Below are 23,597 nucleotides of genomic sequence, written 5' to 3' on the forward strand. Positions count from 1 at the left end.
TGCACTATGCTGGTTATGAATGATCACATAAATCACTAAATTGAATGTGCTTATACTACTTATACATTACCTACAATGAACTACTCAATATTGAAGACCCGCATTCAGGGTCTGGCGACGCCTTTTTGTCGATCATTTGCCTTTGTGATCGTTGCGTTTACGGTGCTCGAAGGCTGTCAAACAAAAACTACGGAGCAAAAAGACACAACTGTTTCCACTGCTGATTCCACCATCTTAAAAGTGGTGCAGGACAATCAAGCCAATACCATTTCCATATTTCGGGCGGGAGAAAGCGAGCCTATCGTTACGCAAAATGTAAGACCCGATTTCCGCCCTTACTTGCATCCCATTGTAGCCCCCGACGGCAAGGGTCAGCTCACGGAATACAGCCCTGGTCACCACAAGCACCAAACGGGGCTCTACTGGGGCTTTACCAGGGTAAATGGTCGGGACTACTTCCATCATCCCGAAGGGGACTATTGGCGAAAAGTGTCTGCGGAAGTGACTGGAGGCGAAGGCAAGGTGGTGAAGTGGCAAACGGTGTACGACCTGCTTGATGAGCAGGGTAATGCGGTGCTTACGGAAACCCAAAACTGGTCGATGCGGGAAACGGGAGGTAAGTTCCTGCTTGACCTTGAATGGAACGGACTTGGCAAAACAGACGTCACTATTGGCGAGTATGACTACGGCGGACTATTCCTTCGGATGCCATGGGTAGAGGGTATCAAAGGGGAAGTGGTAAATGCCGCCCGTCAGAAGAATGAAAAAGCCGAAGGTCAGCGGGCATACTGGGTGGACGCCGGCATGCAGGTAGCTGGTCGTGATGACCTGGCGCACATGGCCATTCTCGATCACAAAGACAACAAAGGCTTCCCACAAACATGGAGAGTGGATGGCCAGCTAGGTATTGGCCCGGCCCGTGCCCGCATGGGCGACTGGACAATTGCTAAAGGCGAAACAGAAACCATCAAACATGAGATTGTTGTCTACACCGGCGAACTCAATGATGTGGAAATGACCGAAACATGGCAAGACTACGTTGGTGATCATAATATGTACTCCACAGCCGTGCTTTGGGGCATAGCGCAGGAAGAGGGAAGAAATGCCAAATTCCTGAAGCCCGAAGAGGCAGTGGAGGCCATGACAGTCAAAGATGGCTACGACGTAAACGTGTGGGCGGCCGAGCCTATGATGTCGCAACCAATGGCTTTTTGCTGGGACGACAAAGGGAGGCTGTGGATTGCAGAAAACAAAGACTATGAGTCGAGGGGCTATGGCTTTTCTAAAGCCGGAAACAGCCGCATACTGATACTTGAAGATACTGATCACGACGGCGTCGCTGACAGTCGCAAGGTGTTTCTGGAAGGCATTGCATTTCCTTCGGCAATAGCCGTTGGTTTCGATGGCGTATTTGTTGGTGCACCGCCGAACCTGCTCTTTGTACCTGACAAAAACCATGATGATAAAGCCGAAATGGATGACATAGAAGTTCGGTTGACAGGCTGGGGCATCCGTGACAGACACGAAACTTTGAACAGCTTTCACTGGGGGCCCGATGGCTGGCTGTATGGCTTGCAGGGCTTTGCCACACCATCGAAGGTGAAGCTGGCCAAAGGAAAGGGACGGGTTTACAAGCACAATGATCCTTTTCCTGAAGACATATTCGAAGGAGAGGGAACTGACATCAATGGTGGCGTTTGGCGCTACCATCCTACGAAGGACAAATTCGAAGTAGTATCGCATGGGTTCAGCAATCCCTGGGGCATCGACTTTGACGCCAAAGGGCAGCTGTTTATCAGTGCTTGCGTTATACCACACCTCTGGCATGTGATTCCCGGAGGTATTTACCATCGCCAGGGGGGGCAGCATTTCAATCCCTACGTTTACAACGACATAAAAACGATTGCTGATCACAGGCACCGCTCGGCGCATGGTGGCCTGAGAATATACCAATCTGACGCTTTTCCAGCGGAACAGCAAGGCCGCCTGTTCATGGCCAATATACATGAGCATGCCGTGTTGTCGGATGTGCTCGAACCCAAAGGCTCTGGGTTCGTTGGCCACCATGGTGAGGAGTTTTTGATGGCCAACAATGCGCAGTGGGTAGGGTTCAGCATGGAGCTGGGGCCTGAAGGAGCGCTGTACGTGCTCGACTGGCACGACGCAGATATTTGCGGCAAGGAGGTGCTCAATGAAGAAACTGGCCGCATTTTCCGCATTGCGCCTGAGCAGTCGCTGGCAGAAAACTGGGATGGACGATATAGTGACCTGAGCAAAATGACCGATGCTCAGCTTGTGGCACTCCAAACAAATAAGAGCTCATGGCATGCCAGAAGAGCCAGGCTGATTTTGCAAGGAAGGACAGCGAAGTCGCCTTTGCCAAAAGAGGTGCACGATCAGCTCAGAAAGATTTTCGCCAGCAACCCAAATCCTTACTTCCGCCTGAATGCGATGTGGGCCTTGCACGTGACCAGGGGCTTTACCGAAGCTCAGCTAATAGATGCACTGGGCGATAAGGACGAATACGTGCGTGGCTGGGCTGTTCAATTGCTAAGCGAAGACAAGGCGCCCGTGCAGGCCGTGGAGAAATTTGTGGCCATGGCCGAAAAAGATAAATCGGCCGTGGTGAGGCTTTACCTTGCCTCGGCGCTTCAGCGCATTCAGCCGGAGGAAAAGTGGGCGGTTGCCGAAGCTTTGATGAGTCACGCTGAAGACGTGGAAGACCATAACCTGCCAAAAATGATCTGGTTTGGTACGGAGCCCCTCGTAGCTGAAAATCCTGACAGGGCACTCCAGCTTGCAGCAAAAAGCAAAATCCCGATGCTGGCAGAGTACATTGCCAGAAGGGTGGTAGATGCAGACGCCACAGAGAAACTTATCGCAGCCATTGGAAAGAAGCCTGAAACAACGCTGAGTATGCTGGAGGGCATGCGCAATGGATTGGAGGGACGCACCGATTTGAGTGCGCCGACCAATTGGCAGAAAGTGTATGATAACCTGCAGAGCTCCCGGGATGGGAAGGTGAAGCAGCTGGCATTGGAGGTAGCGCAGTTCTATGGAGACACGGAGGCCGCCAAACAATACCTGGCCACGCTGAAAAACAAAAACACACCGATTGACCAGCGGCTGAAAGCGTTGAATTCTCTCGCCGATCAGCAGCGGGAGGAGCTTGTTCGGGAAATCCCGACTTTATTGAATGAGGAGGCTTTGCGAATCGATGTGATCAGGGCCGTGGCTGCCTTTGACGACAACTCATTGGGCCAGCTGCTCATCGATAAGTACGCAAGCTTCAACAGGCAGGAGAAGCTGGAGGCTGTGCAAACGCTGGCCTCCAGGCCTGAATATGGATGGTCGCTCACCCAGGCTTTGAAAAATGAAGTCATCCCCAAACCCGACGTCCCGGCTTATGTCGCTCGCCAGCTCAGGCGTGTGGTTGGAAGTGGGTTTGTCGAAGTGTGGGGCCCCATCGATGAATTAGGCTCCGACATTGCCGCCGATTATAAGAAATACACAAGCTTATTGACTGAAAAAGCGATTGGAGGAGCCAATGTTGCCAATGGTAAAATGATGTTTCAGCGCACCTGCGGTGCCTGTCACAAAATGTACGGCGAAGGAGGCATCATTGGTCCAGAGTTGACAGGTTCCAACCGGGCCAATCTGGATTATCTGCTGAGCAATGTGCTCGACCCCAGCGGGGAGATTCAGGATGACTACAAAATGGTGGTCATCACTACCAGGGACGGTCGCACCTACTCAGGCAACGTGAATGCGGAAAATGAGCGGCAACTAACCCTTAGGGTTGTGGGGCAGGATGCAGTAGTGATCAATAAGTCCGACATTCAGTCGAGGGAGGAATCGGCCAATTCGATGATGCCGCCGGGATTGTTCAAGACCTTGACCGATAAAGAGGTCATCGATTTGGTGGGCTACCTGAGAACATCACAGCAGATAGCTCCCAGTGCCGAGTGATCTTTTTCTTTTGGGCACATTAGTCATTTTTGGTATACATAAAGGAATGTCGGAGCTGGTAGATCTCCGTCAATAGAAGAAAAAGTTATGCAGATAGTCATTACCGATGGATATACCCTAAATCCCGGAGACCTTAGCTGGGATGCACTTCATCAGTTGGGTGAAGTGAAATACTATGATCGAACGTCGCCGCAGGAAATGATTCAGCGGTGCAAAGAGGCTCATGTCATTGTCACCAACAAAACGCCGGTGACAGCCGAGACCATAAAAGCTTGTTCACATTTGAAGCTAGTTGCTGTAACGGCCACTGGCTACAATATTGTGGACGTGGAGGCGGCCGGAAAGGCTGGAGTGCCCGTTTGCAATGTCCCCATTTACGGGACGCATTCAGTGGCCCAGCATACTTTCGCACTGATTCTTGAGCTTACAAACCGGGTGGGGCAAAACTCTCGGAGAGTAAGCAAAGGTGAATGGTCGGAGGCTAAAGATTGGTGTTTCACAAGCGGCCCATTGATTGAGCTTTTGGATAAAACGATAGGCATTGTGGGTTTGGGAAGAATTGGCGAGCAGGTAGCGAGAATGGCAGAAGCGTTTGGGATGAAAGTCATTTACCACAACAGAAGCCCCAAAAAGGTAGGCTGGAAATCACGAACTGTCGGAGAGCTTTTTAAGGAAAGCGATTTCATATCAGTCCATTGCCCACTAACCAGCGAAAACGAGAAGTTTATCAATGAACAACTGATTGCAACCATGAAGCCAAAGGCTTTTCTCATTAATACGAGCAGGGGCCAGCTGATCGACGAAGAGGCTCTTGCCAACGCTTTGCAGAAGGGTGTTATTGCCGGGGCTGCATTGGATGTGCTTAGCAAGGAGCCGCCACCAAAAGGGCATCCACTTGTAGGCCTGGAAAACTGCCTGATTACCCCTCACAATGCCTGGTTGAGTTTCGAAGCCAGGAAAAGAATGATGGCTACTACGGTGGAAAATATTCAGGAGGCACTAAAGGGAAATCCGATTCATGTAGTCAACCAGGGTTATTTAAAAAGTTGAACAATCTTTCTAATTGGCTGGAAGAGTGAATATTAAGCACTGGATCATGTGATCTGTTTTTTCAAATGTGTAAATTTTGGTGTTGAAAAGGAGAATTTTTAACTGACCTACCTATACCTACTATGAAAACTAAAGCCGATCGTCGTCGATTTTTAAAGAACCTCGGAATGGGGGGCGTAGGCGCTGGCCTGCTCTCAGCCGAAATGTCGTGTGCCCCCAACGAGAGGAAAGGGATAGCCGAAAACAACAAGCCCATTGGCGAGCGATCAACCAGGGCCTACAATGGCAAATACAGGGACGACTATTTGAAACGAATAGCCATGCCCATTGGGGGCATGGGGGCTGGTATGTTTTGCCTGGAAGGCGCAGGTGCTATTTCGCATGTGTCGGTGAGGAACAAGCCTGATATATTCAATGAGCCGGGCATGTTTGCAGCCATTTCTATTAAAGGAATGGACAAAGGAGCCAAAGTGTTGGAAGGCCCGGTTCCTGACTGGAAAAAGTTTGGGCTGAGGGATGCAGGCAATGGTCTTGGTGGAGCAATTACGGGGTTGCCGCACTTCAAGAAGGCTACTTTTGAAACCCGATTTCCATTTGCGGGTATTGAACTTGAAGATGACGATTTGCCACTGAAGGTTCAGATCACTGGCTGGAGCCCTTTTATTCCCGGCGATGATGACAACTCCAGTCTGCCAATTGGCGCCATTGAATACAAGCTTAAGAACACAGGCCCTGGTGCGGTAGAAGCTGTATTCTCGTTTAACTCAAAGAATTTCCTGAAGGTCGACAAGGGTACCAACACAGTGAAGCCCATCACCAATGGGTTTGTGTTGTCGGAAGCTGGTACAAAGGAGGAGCCTTCCAAAAAGTGTGATTTTGCGATTTTTACAAACGACGCTGCGACAGTTGTTGATCATTGCTGGTTTCGTGGAGGCTGGTGGGATCCTTTGACTATCGCCTGGAACACGATAAAAAATGCTGAAGTGAGGCCGGTGAAGCCCGTAGAATTGGGTGCTCCCGGTGCTTCATTGTACGTTCCTTTTTCCCTCGCAGCAGGGCAGGAAAAGACGATCAAGGTAATGATGGCATGGTACAGCCCTGACAGCGACCAGTCGTTTGGGAAAATGGGCATTCGTGCGGAAGACTGTTTGCCCGAAGATGGATGCGCTGATTCACCTGATGAGCTGGATAAATACGATAAGAATTTTGATGCAAAGTTTTTCAAGCCGTGGTACGGTAGCAGGTTCTCAAGTGTAAATGAGGTGAGCAGCTATTGGAAAGATAACTACGATGACCTGTACAGAAAGTCCGATTTGTTCACAAAGGCTTTTTATGCCAGCACATTGCCGCCAGAGGTGGTTGAGGCAGTGGCAGCAAACCTGTCCATTCTCAAATCGCCTACAGTGCAAAGGCAATTCGATGGCCGTCTCTGGAATTTCGAAGGTTGTGGCGATTCGTGGGGCTGCTGCCACGGTTCTTGCACCCATGTGTGGAACTACGCACAGGCCATACCACATCTTTTTCCAGCGCTGGAAAGAAGCCTCAGGCACACGGAATTCTTTGAAAATCAAAATGCTCAGGGTCATCAGAATTTTCGGGCAACATCACCTATCAGAGTAAATGATCATAATTTCCATGCGGCAGCTGATGGCCAGCTTGGAGGCATTATGAAAGTGTACAGAGAGTGGCGCATTAGCGGAGACAATGTGTGGGTTGGCAAAATGTTCCCGCTGGTGAAGTCTAGTATGGACTTTTGTATTCGTACGTGGGATCCATCGGAAAAGGGGATACTGGAAGAGCCACATCACAACACCTACGATATTGAATTCTGGGGGCCGGATGGCATGCACATGAGCTTTTATGTGGGAGCGCTCAATGCGCTGGTGGCTATGGGTAAGTTCCTGGGCAAAGATGTTGGAAAGTATGAACAACTGGCCGGTCAGGGGAAGGCCTTTATGGAAAGTGAGCTGTACGATGGGGAATATTTCATTCAAAAAATAAAGGTGGATGGGCTTAAGGCCCCGAACCCTATTGAAGCTTCAGCGATCAGTATGGGAGGCCAATACTCTGATGAGGCCAGACAACTGCTGGAAGAGGAGGGGCCGAAGTATCAATATGGAAATGGCTGCCTTTCGGATGGTGTACTGGGTGCATGGATTGCCAGGGTGTGCGGGCTCGATGACCCTATTGATCCTGGCAAGCTAAAGAGCCATTTGCTGGCGGTGCATAAATACAATCTAAAAGACAACCTAAGCGACCATGCCAATCCCCAGCGGCCCACCTTTGCTCTGGGAAACGATGGGGGGCTGTTGCTCTGCTCGTGGCCAAAGGGAGGAAAGCTTTCACTGCCTTTTGTCTACAGCGATGAGGTATGGACAGGTATCGAATACCAGGTGGCCGCTCACCTGATGGAAATGGGTGCCGTGGAGGAGGGGCTTGAGATTGTTCGCACGTGCCGGGATCGGTACGATGGCCGGGTGAGGAATCCTTTCAACGAATATGAATGTGGAAGTTGGTACGCCAGGGCACTCTCAAGCTACGGCATGTTGCAAGGGTTGACAGGCGTGCGCTATGATGCTGTCGACAAAACGCTTTATGTAGATTCCAGAATAGGTGACTTTACCAGCTTCCTTTCGACGGAGAACGGCTTTGGTACTGTTACTCTAAAGGGTGGTCAGCCGTCTTTGGATGTAGTTTATGGGGAAATTTCAGTGGATAAGGTGATGGTATCGGGCAAAGAAGTTACTCTGGCCTAATAAAGATGTTGACTGTTCAGAAGGAACATATTATTTCCCTGCGTTACACCATGAAAGATGATCAGGGAGTGCTGCTGGAGGACAGAATGAGCGGCAGGCCCGTTGAATTTCTATATGGTTCAGGAGACATCTTGCCGGAGCTCGAATCCAACCTGTCGGGAATGGCACCCGGTGACGTGGCTAACCTTAGCTTCTCTACAGAGCTCGGCAGCTCATTGGTGTCCTATTTTTTTGAGGTGGTGGTTGAAGGTGTACGAAAAGCTACCGATAATGAGATCGCAAATGGAAGACCTGAAGGGTTGAAAGAAAATAAGGACTGTGGGCCAGGGTGTGATTGCTGGTAGTGTCTTTATTGCACTTCATTAGGAGGAGCTGTCATTTGTACTTTGATCTCTGCTCGTCTGTTTTTCGAATGGTCGTCTTCGCCGCAATCTACTCCATCAGAACAAGTGTTCAGCAAAAGAGACTCACCAAATCCTTTGCCCTTCATTCGGGATTTGTTGACACCATTCGCAGCAAAATAGTCGAGTACGGTGGCAACCCTGCGATCGGACAGCTTTTGGTTGTATTCTACCGTTCCCCGGGAGTCGGCATGGGCTGTCACATTAAGTGTTGATTTAGGAAATCGCTTGAGCGTTTTCAGTATGTCAGCAAGCTCTGGGTAAGCTTCAGTGCTGAACCGGTATTTGTCAACGTCAAAGAATACTGTGGTCTTATCAACAAAAACTTCTTCGAGCACCAGGTCGTTGAGGAGCTCGCCATAGTAGATATTATCTGTTTTCAGTTTATATCCTTCGGGAAGGAAGCCTTCATTGGTGGCATCTATTCTGTATTTTTCGTTCGGATAGACCAAAAACGCATATACTCCCTCAGTATCCGTTTGTACTGATTGCTGGGTGCCTGTGGCAGTGTTCGTTATTGTCACCAGAGCACCTTCAATGACCGACTGCGACTCGTTGCTGTAAATTTTTCCCTTTACAAACAATTCATTCTTCCAGAGTTTCAGTTTGATGCTGTCGTAGCCAATTCCTTTGTCGTAGGTCGAGTATACAAGTGATTCCAGTTGAGAATATCCATCCTTTTTTACTGAGAACGTGTAGTTTTTATCATAAAACAAATCAATTTTGAACTCTCCGTTCTCATCGGCAGTAATATTGGTCGTTTGCTCGTCTTCGGCATTAGAGATTGAGATGCTGGCACCTGAAACTGTTTTGGCACTGTCAACAAGTTCGTACACACTGCCAGTAACAAAGTAGTAGTTGGTTGTAAAGGCATAAAGATCGTCGAGGCCAGCACCCTCCGGACGGTTGGAGGCTATATATCCCTTTCTACCGCTGTCGTCAATCAGAATCGAGAAGTCATCGTGGGCGGAATTGAGTGGTGCCCCCATGTTTACGGCGTTGGTAAACGAACCATGTTGTCTGTAACTGATATAAACGTCAAGACCTCCAAATCCCCCGAGGCCTGTTGAGGCAAAGAAAAGTGTGGAATCGTTGTGCATGTAGGGGTAAAACTCTTCTTCTGCCGTGTTGACTTCCGGCCCCAGGTTTTCAGGAGCTGACCATTTCCCGTCTTTCAAATGCGAGACATAGATGTCGGACTTTCCAAATCCACCCGGCATGTTGGAGGCGAAGTAGATGCTCGTACCATTGGCATTCAGGGTAGGATGGCCTACTGAGTAATCTTCGCTATTGAACGGAAATGCCTGGACGTTGTCCCAGGTGCCGTCCGCATTGCAGTCGGCAAAAAAGATTTCAAGATTGATGAGCCTGGCACCGTTTTTTACGGAGGTGTTTTTAGGGTTATTTCTTGTAAAGGCGACCTTTTTTTTCTCACTGTAAAACCACAAGGGGCCATCATGAAACTTTGATTTCAGCAGGTCTCCGTATGCCAGGGGGTGGACGCTTTCTAATATTTCGATAGAGTCGAGCGGTACTTCAAAGTATTTGAGCATCACCTCGTCGTCGTTGTGGGCGGTGGAGGGCTGGTATTGGATCATTGTCTCTTGTTTTCTGGAAGAGACGAAGATCAGCTGGGTTCCTTTGAGTTGTGGTGAGAACTCAGACTGCGGTGAATTAATTGCCAGACTGTTTATTTCGTACAGTTCAGGGTTCCTTTGGTAGTAGTCAATATTCTTGAGAAAGGCTAGCTTAAGCTCACTTCCCATCATATTTCCGTGATTTTCCAGAATTCGCTGATACCATTTTTTTGCTTCCGAATAGTTTCCATTCTTTCTCAATACTTCGGCATATAATAGCTTCACTTTCGGCTCGGTGCCCGCACTGTCAACGAGTGCTGCCAGCCATGATTCGGCAGATGACGAATCGTCCAGCTTCATGTAGCATTCCGCCACTCTTAGCTGTGCCTGCTTATTGTCAGGAACTTTGTCAAGCTCCTTCAAATAGTAATATTGCGCTGTTCGGTAGTCGAGGTAGTGAAAGGCTTCATCAGCCTTAGACATGTTGCTTTTAAACAGTGAAGAGATGTTGGCGCCTTGTGCCATTAATTGCGTCAGGCAGCTCATCAAAACGATGGTGATGGCTAGGTGCTTCATGTTAGAAGTATCGTGGCGTGATTACGCCATATTTTCTATACTTAAATCGATAATTGAGTAACATTTCATGAGATCCCAGCTCCACCGACCTGATTGGACTAGTAGTGATGGCATAAGAATACCCGACACTCAGCTGGTCAGTCACCTGCACCTGCACGATGAGATCCAATGCGTTTCCAACTTTGTAAGACAATCCTGCCCAGAGAATTTCGTCGAGTAAAAAATTGGCATTCACATCAAGCTCAATAGGTCTTTGGTCTAACATTTTAAACAAAAAATTGGGCTTAAATTTTATCTGGTTGGTAAGTGTTAGCATATAACCTCCCGTTAAAATGATAGGAAAATTTTGGTACACAGTCTTTAAGTCTGTGCCCCTGTCAAAGACGTTGTTGACGAGGTGTGGCATTGAGAGACCTATATAATACTTCTCATCTGTAAAAAATGCTCCTAGTCCAAAATTGGGGCGCATTTGTCTGATATCTTCCTGAAATACCGGATCAGATGATTGGAACTGATTTAGCTGGCTGTAATTGGCTCTGTAGGAAATCAGCCCAGCCTGGGCTCCCATTGACAGGTATTTTCTGTCGCCGAACTTTATCCTGTAAGCGTAAGCAAGGTGTGCGCCCGTTTGACTGATTACACCAAATTTGTCGTGAATGAAGAGCGCTCCCAGGGCGACGTTTTTGTTAAACAACGGAGCGTGCCCTGAAAAAGTCTGGGTATTGGGGGCGCCTTCCAGCCCAACATTTTGAAACCGGGAAATGACCGTGGCGCTAAGCACTTCATGGCTGCCTGCATAAGCAGGGTTAATGGCCAATCCATTGAACATATATTGTGCATAGGAGGCCGCCTGCTGCGCTTGCAATGATCCAGATGACCACAGCAGGGAACCGAGTATATAGATGACTTTTCTCAATCAATTATTCTTCAGAACTACAAATCCACTGTAAGTTTTACCCGACTGGCCAAGGGAGATCACGTAGAAATAGGTGCCGTCGGCGAGCTTGTCACCTCCAAGCCCTTTGTTCGATTGGCCCGTCCATACCCGTTCGTTATTGTCGTAACTGGTTGTTTCAAAAACTATGTTGTTGAATCGGTCGAATATCCTGACCTGGTTGTTGATGTAGAAATCAATCCCCTCAATCCGCCAGTAGTCGTTAATACCGTCTCCGTTAGGGGAAACCGCTTCATACACAGTGAACGGGAGGTCTTCGACGATAAACACAGCTACACCCTGGCTAAAGTTGTTTGGCTCGGCCGTATCACTGATTTGATAAACAAGCGAATCAATACCCATAAATGTTGAGTTTGATCGGTATGATACTGAACCATCCTGGAACATAGTCAGGCTTCCGTTGCCCGGCTCTACTACAGGGGTTGTGCTCAGGAGAATATCATCACCCTCCACGTCAATATCGTTCTCCAGAATGTTGATAGAGAAGTCTTGATTTCGCAGTACTCTTAGCGTATCTCTGTTGGCCAGGGGAACATCGTTTACTGGCGCAATTGCTATCTCAATGACGAGCTTTCCGCAAAGAGCAGGGTTTCTATCGTCGCATATTTCTATTTCCCAATAGGCTGTCCCATTGTAGTCAGTTGAGGGCATGTAATCAAAACAGAATGTATTAGCGCCAGACCTGGTCAGCGCACCACCGCCGCTGATGTTGTCGAGCCGATTGAGGGAAATCTGATCTCCGTCCGGATCCAGGGCCTCGAAACAAAAGTTGACTGCTATGTCTTCCAGTGTGGACACCCTTAACGTGTCGGCAGGAGCGCCATTAACCAAACCCAAAGGAGGATTGTTAATTTCTATAACATTTATTGTAATCAGCCCAGTGCCACAAATCGAAGCATCGGCCGTGTCACAAATAGTGACTTCCACAATATCTTCGCCGATAAAGTCCTGAGGCGGGGTGTAGTCAAAGCAAAGATCATTCGCAACTCTGTTGTTCACTGACCCGATTGAGCTTACCGAAGTGCCTGAAGTAAATACATGTGTATTGCCTTCTTCATCAGTTACTTCAATGCAAATTGGTGTCGTCACATTTTCTGGCACATCTACTGTTTTGCTTACCACAGTTGGAGGGGTGTTTTCGGGGGTAACGTCGATAATAGCTATGAGGCTGCCACATAAAGAAGGCACCCCGTCATCGCAAATCACAACATCCCATACCGAACGACCGATGAAGTCGTTCACGGGAGAGAAAGTGAAGCAGAAAGTACCGGTGTTATTAGCTACGAGAGAACCCTCGCCCTCTTTGTTGGTAATGCTTTGAAGCGCCACATTGTTGCCTTCCGGGTCGACTACGTCAAAGCAGAAGTCCACGGGGATGTTTTTGGGAGTGCTGATGATCAAAGTGTCTGCCGGAACGCCATTGACCAGCTCAACGGGCGGCTCGTTCACATCCACAACGGTGATTTTTACGGGTGCCACCAGGCAAACTGAGTTATCCGATTCGTCGCAGATGGTTACCTCAATTTCATCTTCGCCAATAAAGCCCTCAGGTGGCGTGTAGTCGAAGCACAAGTCATCCAATGCCCCATTAGCAATGGTTCCGATAGCGCCGGTGGACGTTGCGCCGGTCAGGTAATTTGTATTTCCTTCCACATCGGTTACCTCAATGCATATTTGAGTGGTCATTTTCTCGTTAACCTCAAATTCCTGGGTTACGAGAACGGCCGGGTCGTTGACCGGTGTTACCTCTATAATTGCCTGAAGTGTGCCACAAAGTGATGGAGACGCATCATCACAAATTTCTATGTCCCATGTTGAGGTGCCGGAAAAATTGGCGGCTGGTGAAAATGTGAAGCAGAAACCCTCGCCTTCAGCTGCCACCAGTGTGCCTCCTCCTGAAGTATTTGACACGGATTGTACAGAAATGTTATCACCTTCAGGGTCGGTAGCGTCGAAGCACAGCAACAAAGGTACATCTTCCGGGGTTGTCAGGTTTAGTGTCTCCACAGGCAACGAATTGACCTCGGGAACCGGCGGTTCATTGACATCAACCACAATTACTGTTATGTAGGCCGTTGTACATACCGAATTGTCGAGTATGTCGCACACTATTACCTCTACTTCATCTTCTCCAATGAAATCGGTGGGTGGAGTATAATCGAAACACAAGCTCTGAGCCGTCCCCAGGCCGATTGTGCCGATGCTTCCCACCGACAACCCACTGGTCACATAGTGATCGTCACCTTCCGGGTCATTAACCTCTACGCAAATAGAGGAGGTTGTTTTTTCCGGCACTTCTACCGTAAGGTCAGTACTGCCATTGATCAAGACCTCCGGTGGATAATTAAATGGATTCACAGTGACAATGACTTTGATTTCACCACACTTTGGAGTGACCGGATCGCTATCGTCACAGATTGTCAAAGTCCATTCTGATTGACCAACAAAGCCGGTTTCGGGGGTGAACCTGAAGCAAAATGTCCTGTTTGCTGAAGGCGACCCTGAAAAGCCAGAGAGGTATTCAACTGTTGAAGCGTCAGTTGTGAGCTGGGAAGCACTGGCAAACGAAATGATATCACCGGCATCGGGATCTTTGGCAGTGAAGCAAAAGTCCACGTATTGATTTTTGTTTGTTGTAACGCTAAGGTCTTCTCCAGCCACTCCATCATCACCGAGGATGACGGGCTCTTCAGGAACATCTAACACGTTGATGGTGATAATGCCTTCGTCAAACAATGTTGCATCCCCCGAATCGCTCACTTTCACAGTTACCTCATCATTGCCAAGGAAGCCGCTGTTTGGGGTATAGTCAAAAGAAAAATTGCCTGTAATAGTGCTCGTGGCATTGGCGGAAGTGGCGGAAGTGAAAGTGAGAGGATCGGACTCCAGATCGGTTACGTTGAATGAAATACCCGTGGTTTCCTTTTCATTTACATCTACCGTTTTCTCCACAACCACCGGTGGGTCGTTGACAGGATTGATAGTAATGTGAATTGTAATGTCAATGCATTGGCCATCAACACCAGGCGTCGGTTGGTCACATACATTTACTGTAAATTGATCGGTACCACTCACATCGTCATTTGGGGTGTAAATCAGGCAAAGGGAATTTGATGGGTGATTGGTCACTACTCCCAGGCCATTGACAGGAAGAGTATTAGAATTGATTACAACTAAATCGGACTCAGGATCCTGTATGTCGAGGCAAATTTCGATCGGTGAGTCTTCGTCAAATTCAAAAAAAAGCTCAGTTACAGAGTTGCCGTCTTCGTCCAAAACTACCGGCGGGTTGTTGTACCCATCGAAATTGATATAGCTGTTTGAATAGGTGTTGCTCCATGCAAGGCCGTCGAAGACCCTGAAGGATAGCTGTCGGGCGACTTGGTTTATTACGGGAGCTGTGTTGACGTAGACAACCTCCCGAAGTGCGGTTTGATAGGCCGTTATTGAGGCGGTTCCCTCAATTGTCAAAATTCCGCCGGAGAAACTGGTTGCGTTGATGATGCCGTTGATGTCAGTGAACTGGAGTTCTTCGAAAGCGCCGTCTAATAAGTTGATGATCCTTATTTCTGCTTTTTCAAACGTGGTATTGTCAACATCAGAAACTGTGACGGATTGATTTGCCTGGATAGTCCCACCCCCGGATGGATAGGTGACGGTATTTGGATTGTTGCCTCCTGTCACCGGGGCGTCATTTACCGGCACCAGTGCAATGTTGACTTGAACTGTGTTGCTCACACCACCAGGATAACCATCGTCGATCACGAATTGTACGGTTCTTGTGGCCGAAGAAGGGTTTTGACTGCCGTTAAAGTATTTAATGCTTCGTAAGGCTGCCGCATAATTCTCAAGCGTTACCTTTTCGGATGAGGTAAGCGTTAAAACACCGCTGCCCCCATCGAAAACGCCGGTAATTTCGGGGAGGTTTGTAAACTGAAGCACATCTTCTCCACTCACATAATTACCGCTGATAGTTATCTGAGCGTCAACTATGACGGTGGTTCCGACAGGGTAGTCGGCTTCAGGAGGATACGATACCGCCATGGCCGGATCGATGATAAGGGCTGCATCTCCTTCTGTGAAGCTGGCATCAGTGAGGCTGGCCGTCAAAACAGGGGGGTAGTTGGGTACAACCACCACTTCTACCAACACTACTTCATTGTCAGGATCGGTGTTGTTGGTATTGGAACCGCAAGTGCCTGGCAGTTGGGCGACCGCAGAAAGTAACATGCCTCCTACCAACGAATCGTCAAATGTAATAGACCATAGTCCTTCGGCATCAGCAATAGCTGTCTTGGTATCAATAGGAGTGCTGGCAGACGCATCCTGATAAAGCTTTATAGTTACTGTGGCCGTTGGCTCAGCGGTGCCTGTGATAAAGTCATCCCCTTCCCTGATTGGGGTATCAAAAGCAGGCTTTTCTGTTACTCCTTCCAAAAAGCCTCCTCCTCCTTCGGAAAGATTGCCAAGGTTGGTAGGGCATTGGTTCTCCGACAATGCTGTCATCGCATCAAATAGCGACGCATAGTCTTCGTCATTCACTCCGCCGATATCCGAAATGTTGCCACTCATGGCGCAGGTAGCGTTGTTGTTTGTTAGTGCAATAAACCTGATTTCTGTGGCTGTGGTAATACCAAACTGAGAGGTCAGGTCAGCGAAAGGGACGTAAAAATCGTAGAAATAAGAATATTGATTGCAGCTAACAATATCGCCAATAGCCCTTTGGTGATAAGTGCCAATTGGGTAAGACAACACAGCCGAGCAATTGTTGTTGCCTCCATCAATATCGTACACCCTTACGCCATGGGAGACTGCGGAAGGCCCCCTTATTAAGGTAATGTCAATTTCAAAGCCAGGGTTTCTTGATCCCTCCACATAATCAGGATCGGAGGGGCCGAGTAGCCCGTCTGTATCGATCAGCACGGAATAACCCGGAACATTTTGCTTATTGTTTGCTACCCTAAAGCGAAAGATAAGGTTGCCGTCCTTGAGAATTGCATAAGCCGAGTAGCCTTGCGAATCTGGAGTCAAGTCAGTGTTGCTGCATGAAGGGCCCGCCGCATCGCCAATCACGTCACCATCTCCAACTTTGGGCAAACCAAACATAGCAAATTCAAACTGGTCAGGTGTGTAGCCAGCGTTTGCGTCGAAGCCAGCAGTAGTGGCGGAGACATAGCCGTCACCATTTGGATCGAACACAGCATCGTTTCCGTGCAGTTCGATTTGGCCAAACTGAGCATGTGCAGTCAGGCATTCCAAAAAGAATGCCAAGGTCAATAGTATCTTATAGCGGAACATTCAGTTATCACTTCACACCTTGCCACTACCGTAAATTCGATCTGTGCAGAAATCTGCTCATATACCAACAGTTTGAAGCCTTTTTATTGCAGCTTCTTCTTGTTAGTAATCAGAAAAGAATCAGAAGTCTAGCGACTGTGAGATTTTGGTGAACAAAAATGAATAAATATTCCAGCCAGTCCGTTTGTAAAAATTACCAGTCGTTTTCGCCAACTACTTAGGCTTTATTTAAAATCAAGCGCCATAGTTGGTGTATGTACAGTGAAAGTTAGGTAATATTAATGAAACCGGCAAGTCATGGGGCGCAGTGAAGTTTTGTTTCTTGAACATAAAAAAAGTCCCACTTGGAAAAGAGGGACTTTTAATGCGTAGTGATAAATGACAAATAACTATTTAGAGGTTAAAGTTATGCCAACCACTGCACCAGTTACGTCCTCTCCGTCGTTTGGCTTGCTTATGATATACAAGTCATGAAGTTTTCCGTCAGTTACTGGTTCGAAATTGATAGTGAACATGCTGGCGTTCATTCCAGCAGCAGATGAGGTTCCTGATGTCGACGATGCTTCGCCGATTTTTTTGCCGTCAACAGCATCAAGGCGAACTTCGAACGTATAGCCTTTGGCCATCGGTTGCTGGCTACCAGTCATGAAGTCGGCGCCGGTAACATTGGTCAGGTCTATTTTGCTAAGGCTGAATGATCCTGCCGCATTAGGCAATAGCAGCAGATTCATACCATTGAATGACATGGTTGTGTAGCCGTCAAGCTTACTCGCCTTTGTCAAATCCAATTTACTGCTTCTCAGTCTCAAAGTAGATGAGCCAACCAGAGGTTTGATATTGGCACCACCCTTGTCGGTATAGCTGGCCCTAATGATCAATGACCCATTGTCCATTGGCTTTTTGTCCAGCGTAGGCTTCAGCGATCCGGTTGCAGGAAGTGACTTGGTTGTCTTGCCACCATCGGCAAGGGAAAGCACCCATGAAATGATGGTTTTCGCATCACTTTCTGAAAGCCCAGGATGAGCTGCCATGGCAGTTTCACCCCACACGCCAGATCCACCGTTCATGACTTTTTGAGCCAGTTTGTTAATGGCATCCGGATCGTCTTTGTATCGCTTCGCCACATCCACGTAGGCTGGGCCAATCGATTTTTCAGCCTCTTTATGGCAGGCCTTACAGTCAAGGGAGTTCATCATGTTCTTTCCGATCATGTTCTCGGAAATTACCTGATGGCCTTGTGTGGCTTCTGCCTGGTCGGTGCTTTCAATGTAATCTGCCGAAACAAACAGGCTTGCCATATCTGGTTCCGAGGCGTCGTCACTGTCGCTCACGCTTACGGCATACTCCACATTTTTTCCGGGGAAATAGAATGACTTGTTGCCCTTCACGCTAATTGTTACGTCAGGAGCTGCATTGCCAGCATAAACCGAAATTGAATTGCTCTTCGCTGTCAGTTTTGCCGGGTCACTCGCCTCTACCGTGATGGCATAGTCGCCAATTTTAGAGTAGGTATAGGTAACTTCAGGAACCGTTGTCTGCTTCGTTTCTCCGTTGCCAAAATCCCATGTATAGGAAAGCTTGTCTCTTTCAGGGTCGCTGGCTTTTGCAGTTACAGTTACTTCCAGCGGCAGCGTGCCCGAGCTCTTATTAACAGCTATTTGCTCTACCGAAGGTGCTCTGTTGCCGCCGTTAAAGTCCACTCTGGAAAGTGCAGCATCAGCATTTTTTGCGAACCAGCCGTTGCCATATTCAAGCAAGTAGAATTTTCCGTCAGGCCCTACTTCCATATCAATGAGTGAATTGAATTTGGTGTGCTCCATGAAAGGCTCCATTTTCTCATAGTCGCCATTAGGGTACATGGTCACAGCTTTGATCCAACCACGGATCCAGTCGTAGATGAAAAGTTTGCCATTGTAGTAGTCAGGGTATCTCGTGGCGGCGGGGAACATGTCAGTATAATAGACGGGCCCGGCCATTGCGTTTCTTCCACCGGTGGCTACCTGTGGGAACTCCTTTGAAGCAGCATATGGATACCAGATAAATGGTGGTGCTACCGGGGGCAATTCTTTGATGCCGGTATTGTTTCTTGAGTTGTTCACCGGATGCTCGGGGTCAAACAATTCACCCGATTTTCCTGTGGCATAGTCATATTCCCTGTACGGGTAGTTTTTACCTACAAACATTGGCCAGCCAAAGTTTCCGGCCTTGCGGGCCTGGTTCAGTTCATCATAACCACGTGAGCCCCGCACTTCCATGCTGTCGTTGGCAGCGTCAGGTCCTACTTCGCCCCAATAGAGGAAGCCGGTTTTTTGATCGACTGATATTCTGTAGGGGTTTCTATTGCCCTGAACATATATTTCCGGCCGGGTACCTTCAGTGCCTACAGGGTAAAGGTTGCCTTCAGGTATTTCATAAGATCCATCTTCTTTCACCCGAATACGCATGATTTTTCCACGCAGGTCATTGGCATTGCCTGAGCTTCTTCTTGCATCATACTGCTCATGCCCTGGTCTGTCGTCGAGCGGGCCAAAGCCATTGTTTACATATTTGCCACCTGGTTCATTAAAGGGTGTAGAGTTGTCACCAGCCGAAACATAGAGTAGCCCGTCTTTGTCGAAGGCAATTGAGCCACCAGTGTGGCAGCATATTTGGCGTTGAGAGTAGAACTCAAGTACAACGACTTCTGATTCCAGGTCTACCTTGTCATTTGCAAACTTGAATCGGGAGAGCCTGTTGACCGAAGTGTCTTTCGGACTGTAGAAAATGAACACATTATTGTTTGTAGCAAAGTTGGGGTCTTTCTGAATGCCCAACACGCCTTCTTCAGCATTCACTCCCTTCACGCCGCTCTGATGATAAACGTCAAGCTTAGCCGCCTCAGTAACCTTTCCTGTACTGTTTTTGTAGAGCAGTATTTCACCCCTTCTCTGGGCAACTAAAATGTCAAAGTTAGGGAGAATGGTCATTTCGGTGGGCTCGTAAAAAACACCACCTTCAGCAAGCATTGTTTTTGTGAACCTGTTTTCCTCGGGTGCTCTCAGGCTGGTTGCTTTTGAGTAGTCAAGTTCGCTGTTGTCGCCAATGGCGTACTGAATGCCTGCCAGTATATGCTTAAGGTAGAGGTCTTCTGTGTAGGACTCATCTGTATGGCCCAGGGCTGTGTAGTAGGCACGGCCTCCGTCATAGTCGTGGTACCACGCCATCGGGTGGTTGCCTATTTTCGCTCCGCCCTCGTAGCTATCCTCGTCAATTGTCATTAGCACATGAGTGTCGGGGTTCAGGTTTCTATAGCTATAGAATTCATCCGTTTTTGTCCACTTTTCAGGCAAGAAGCTTGTGCTTGGGTGCGACTTGTCGACGATGTTGAGTACACCTTCCTGCACATTGGGGCTCTTGTCATTGATGCCTGGGTGATCGAGGAAGTAGCCGCCCGCCAATCTGCCGTACCATGGCCAGTCGTATTCAGTGTCGGCAGCGGCATGGATACCCATGTAACCTCCGCCGGCCTGGATATATCTTTCAAAATCAGCTTGCTGGTAGTGATTGAGCACATCACCAGTGGTGCTGAGGAATACAACGGCTGAGTAGTTCTTCAGGGAGTCTTCGTTGAAGTAATCTGCATTGGTAGTTGTATCCACTTCAAAACCGTTTTCAACACCCAGTTTTTGTATGGCTGCTATGCCAAAAGGAATGGAAGTGTGGTGCCAACCGGCGGTTTTACTGAAGACTAAAACTTTAGCAGGCCCTGATTTTTTTGAGCAGGAAAGGAAAGTCAGCGCTAAAAAAGCCACCAGGAAAAGGCTTTTTATGATAGACAAAGGGTGTTTCATCGAACGTAATTTTTATGGGTATGAGACGATTGAACTTAGCTTAATATGTTTCATCAACACAATAAACCGAAATTATGTATAAAAACTTCCCAAGATAAAAGATAGGATCGTAAAAATGGCGTTTTTGCATTTCACAAAACGGTTTTTTTACAAATGGTGACATTTTCAGGGTGACTCATCAAGTTTCTGCGGTATTACATTCTGTCAGGTAAAAATGTTTTTCAAGCATTGAAATTAAATACTTGCCGCCCGCCCGTCAGGATAGTGCAGGATGCTTCCAAATTCTCTATCTTCTAGCTTCAAAAGATTTAGAACACACCTACCTACATTATGACGAATCAATCAAAGGCAACACCGGCTGCAGCTTCAGAGGAATACGAAAGAGAGCCAGTGCCTGCATCGGCACAGAAGGGATGGACAAGCTTCCTGGGAATGTATGCCGGGGAGCATGCCGCAGGCACAGAGTTTGTCATCGGCCCTTTGTTTCTTACAGCTGGGGTTAGCGCTTTTGATTTGCTCATTGGCCTACTGCTGGGCAACTTCATGGCGGTGTTGAGCTGGCGTTATCTCACTGCTGAACTAGCGGTGAAATACCGCACCACGCTATATTTCCATTTGGAGAAAATAAGTGGAAGAAATCTGGTCATTGTCTACAACCTGGCCAACGGTATTCTGTTCTGCTTCCTGGCCGGCTCTATGATTACTGTGTCGGCCACCGCCGTTGGTATTCCTTTCAATATGGACATGCCCAAACTTACTGACACGATGCCAAATGGAATTACGTGGGTGGTGATCGTGGTAGGCCTGGGTGTCGTTATTTCTTTGATTGCTGCCAAAGGCTATAACACAGTATCCAAAGCAGCCAACTGGATGTCGCCGGTGATCGTGCTGGGTTTTGTGGCAGCGGGCATTGTGGCAGCCAATCAGCTTGGTGTAAGCTCTTTTTCAGACTTTTGGAATATTTGGGGAGAAGGCACTGAGCCTTTTCCTGGCCAAATCAAATACACATTCTGGCACGTAGCCATCTGGTCGTGGTTTTGCAACGCTGCCGTTCATATTGGTATGTCGGATCTTACAGTTTTCAGATTTGCGAAAAAGGCAAGTTCAGGCTGGACTACTGCGGCAGGAATGTACGTTGGTCACTACATGGCATGGATAGCCGCCTGCTTGCTTTATGCGGTGTATTTGAGAGCCCCTGAAACACAGGCCATTTTGGCTAGTGGCGAGGCGCCGTCGGTAGCGCCCGGGCCATTGGCGTACAATGCACTTGGGATTTTTGGCGTCATCGTGGTCATTCTTGCTGGCTGGACGACAGCTAACCCCACCATCTATAGAGCTGGACTGGCTTTCCAGGCAATCATGCCGAAGGTGTCAACTTTTTGGGTGACGATCCTGGCAGGCGCACTGGCAACAATTGCCGGTCTGTTTCCGGCGTTTGCCATGAAGCTGCTGGACTTTGTGGCAGTATACGGATTTATACTAGCGCCGGTAGGAGCTATCATCGTGTTTGAACACTTCTTTGCTAAAAATTGGGGCATACAAACATTCTATGCTGAGAAATCAGGCATTGGCTTCAACATTGCAGTATTTGTTGCATGGGTATTTAGTGTCGGCTTGTTTTATTTTATATCTGTTCAAAAAGGCGTGTTTCTTAGCTTTTTGACACTTCCAGCATGGTTGCTCTGTGGCTTTCTTTATCTGTTCATAAGCAAACTTACACAGAAGAAAGGCCTGTGATTTGAGGGGCGGTTTGCGTTGTACTGATGGAAAGGGTATTTTAAGATTTTGTTGTTAACAAAACACATACCCTATACCTACACATGCTTACACTACTAATTATTCTGGTGGCGCTGGCTTTCATACTGATTGCCATTACAAAGTTTGACATCCACCCCTTTCTTGCACTTTTTGTTGGTGCTATCGGCTACGGGCTCCTGTCCGGTATGTCGCCCGACCTCATCCTGAAATCCATCACCGATGGTTTTGGCGGAGTGCTCGGCAGCATTGGTTTATTGATCCTGCTAGGTGTAATGATTGGCACCTTCCTGGAAAAAACAGGCGGTGCCCTGGTGATTGCTCAAAAAATACTTTCGTGGATTGGAGAAAAGTCAGTTATGCTGGCCATGATGATTTGCGGCTATATCCTGTCAATACCAGTCTTCGGTGACAGCACGTTCATCATGATGAACCCAATAAGTAAGTCGCTCTCCTTTAAAGGGAAGGTACCTTACGCAGCCACAACCGTCGCCCTTACGTTAGGTGCAACGGCCAGTCACTCGCTGGTTCCGCCAACCCCCGGCCCGATAGCAACAGCTGGTATTCTTAATGCTGATTTAGGTATGGTTATTTTCTGGGGCCTGATTATCAGCATCACCACACTGATTCCAAGCTACTTTTTTGTGAAGAAGTTCGTGATGAAGATTCCATTGGAGCCGGTTTTTGCAGCCAGCGAAACCGAGGAGAAAATTGGCAAACACCCGTCGGCCATCAAGTCGTTTCTACCCATCGTCATTCCGTTACTGTTGATTGTATTGGCCTCTATAGCCAAGTATCCTACCAAGCCGCTGGGTGAAGGTGCTGTTATCACAGTGATATTATTTATAGGAAGCCCTGTGATTGCACTTCTGCTCGGAGCTTTCTTGTCTTTTGCGCTGCCGGAGAAGTTTGATAAAAAGGTCTTGTCCTCAACTGGCTGGATTGGTGAGGCCTTGAAAATTGCTGCTCCGGTAATTTTAATCACAGGTGCTGGCGGCGTGTTTGGAAAGATGCTACAGAACTCAGGCATTGCCGACCTTGTAAGCACTGGATTGAGTGGAGCCAGTTGGGGGATTTTCCTTCCCTTCCTGATAGCTTTTTCTTTAAAAACGGCTCAAGGGTCTTCCACTGTGGCCATGATCACAACGGCCTCTATTATAGCGCCATTGCTAAGCACTCTTGGTCTTGATTCGGAAACGATGCGGGTGTTTGCCGTGCTGGCTACAGGCGCTGGTGCCATCGCCATTTCCCACGCCAACGACAGCTTCTTCTGGGCCATGACGCAGCTTTCAGGCATGACTATTAAACAAGGGAATCAGTCGCACAGCCTGGGCACATTCATTATGTCGTTCACGGCCATTATGATGATCTACTTGATCACACTTTTCATTTAAAACTTCCAACCCTCCAAGTGGTTGCAAACCCTTGGA

The 23,597-nt window shown here is 48.1% G+C and carries 10 protein-coding genes; 6 read left to right on the forward strand and 4 right to left on the reverse strand.

Features of this window, described 5'->3' with window-relative positions:
* The first annotated feature begins 75 nt into the window (after positions 1–75).
* The 4 genes from AAC052_RS18750 to AAC052_RS18765 all read left to right on the forward strand — a co-directional run bounded on the left by AAC052_RS18750 (position 76) and on the right by AAC052_RS18765 (position 8,119).
* The gene (locus AAC052_RS18750; protein WP_339815004.1) at positions 76–3,969 is read left to right on the forward strand and encodes a PVC-type heme-binding CxxCH protein; all 3,894 of its coding nucleotides are present in this window, start codon (positions 76–78) and stop codon (positions 3,967–3,969) included.
* A gap of 87 nt (positions 3,970–4,056) precedes the next feature.
* Complete coding sequence (locus tag AAC052_RS18755; protein ID WP_317489725.1) at positions 4,057–5,019, forward strand: D-2-hydroxyacid dehydrogenase; 963 nt, start codon at positions 4,057–4,059, stop codon at positions 5,017–5,019.
* A gap of 122 nt (positions 5,020–5,141) precedes the next feature.
* Complete coding sequence (locus AAC052_RS18760) at positions 5,142–7,775, forward strand: GH116 family glycosyl hydrolase (RefSeq protein ID WP_339815006.1); 2,634 nt, start codon at positions 5,142–5,144, stop codon at positions 7,773–7,775.
* A gap of 5 nt (positions 7,776–7,780) precedes the next feature.
* The gene (locus AAC052_RS18765) at positions 7,781–8,119 is read left to right on the forward strand and encodes an FKBP-type peptidyl-prolyl cis-trans isomerase (protein ID WP_317489727.1); all 339 of its coding nucleotides are present in this window, start codon (positions 7,781–7,783) and stop codon (positions 8,117–8,119) included.
* A gap of 5 nt (positions 8,120–8,124) precedes the next feature.
* Here the strand turns inward: AAC052_RS18765 and AAC052_RS18770 are convergent, their stop codons facing one another.
* The 4 genes from AAC052_RS18770 to AAC052_RS18785 form a co-directional block, all read right to left on the reverse strand.
* The gene (locus AAC052_RS18770) at positions 8,125–10,329 is read right to left on the reverse strand and encodes a carboxypeptidase regulatory-like domain-containing protein (protein ID WP_339815007.1); all 2,205 of its coding nucleotides are present in this window, start codon (positions 10,327–10,329) and stop codon (positions 8,125–8,127) included.
* Between the two features lies 1 nt (position 10,330).
* Positions 10,331–11,245: a type IX secretion system membrane protein PorP/SprF gene (locus AAC052_RS18775; protein WP_317489729.1), complete on the reverse strand. Its 915-nt coding sequence runs from the start codon at positions 11,243–11,245 to the stop codon at positions 10,331–10,333.
* Positions 11,246–16,582, reverse strand: a complete 5,337-nt coding sequence (locus AAC052_RS18780; RefSeq protein WP_339815008.1) for an Ig-like domain-containing protein — start codon at positions 16,580–16,582, stop codon at positions 11,246–11,248.
* Between the two features lie 389 nt (positions 16,583–16,971).
* Positions 16,972–20,412, reverse strand: coding sequence for a ThuA domain-containing protein (locus AAC052_RS18785; RefSeq protein ID WP_339815009.1), 3,441 nt, complete (start codon positions 20,410–20,412; stop codon positions 16,972–16,974).
* Between the two features lie 330 nt (positions 20,413–20,742).
* On the opposite strand from AAC052_RS18785, the gene AAC052_RS18790 reads away from it, so the two are divergent.
* Both AAC052_RS18790 and AAC052_RS18795 read left to right on the forward strand, forming a co-directional pair.
* Positions 20,743–22,149: a hypothetical protein gene (locus AAC052_RS18790; RefSeq protein ID WP_317489732.1), complete on the forward strand. Its 1,407-nt coding sequence runs from the start codon at positions 20,743–20,745 to the stop codon at positions 22,147–22,149.
* Between the two features lie 83 nt (positions 22,150–22,232).
* Positions 22,233–23,561 (forward strand): GntP family permease, encoded by a 1,329-nt coding sequence (locus AAC052_RS18795; protein WP_339815010.1) that lies wholly within the window; start codon positions 22,233–22,235, stop codon positions 23,559–23,561.
* Positions 23,562–23,597: the final 36 nt, after the last annotated feature.

It is taken from the genome of uncultured Imperialibacter sp. (assembly GCF_963974565.1).
In the GTDB taxonomy this organism is placed as follows: domain Bacteria; phylum Bacteroidota; class Bacteroidia; order Cytophagales; family Cyclobacteriaceae; genus Imperialibacter; species Imperialibacter roseus.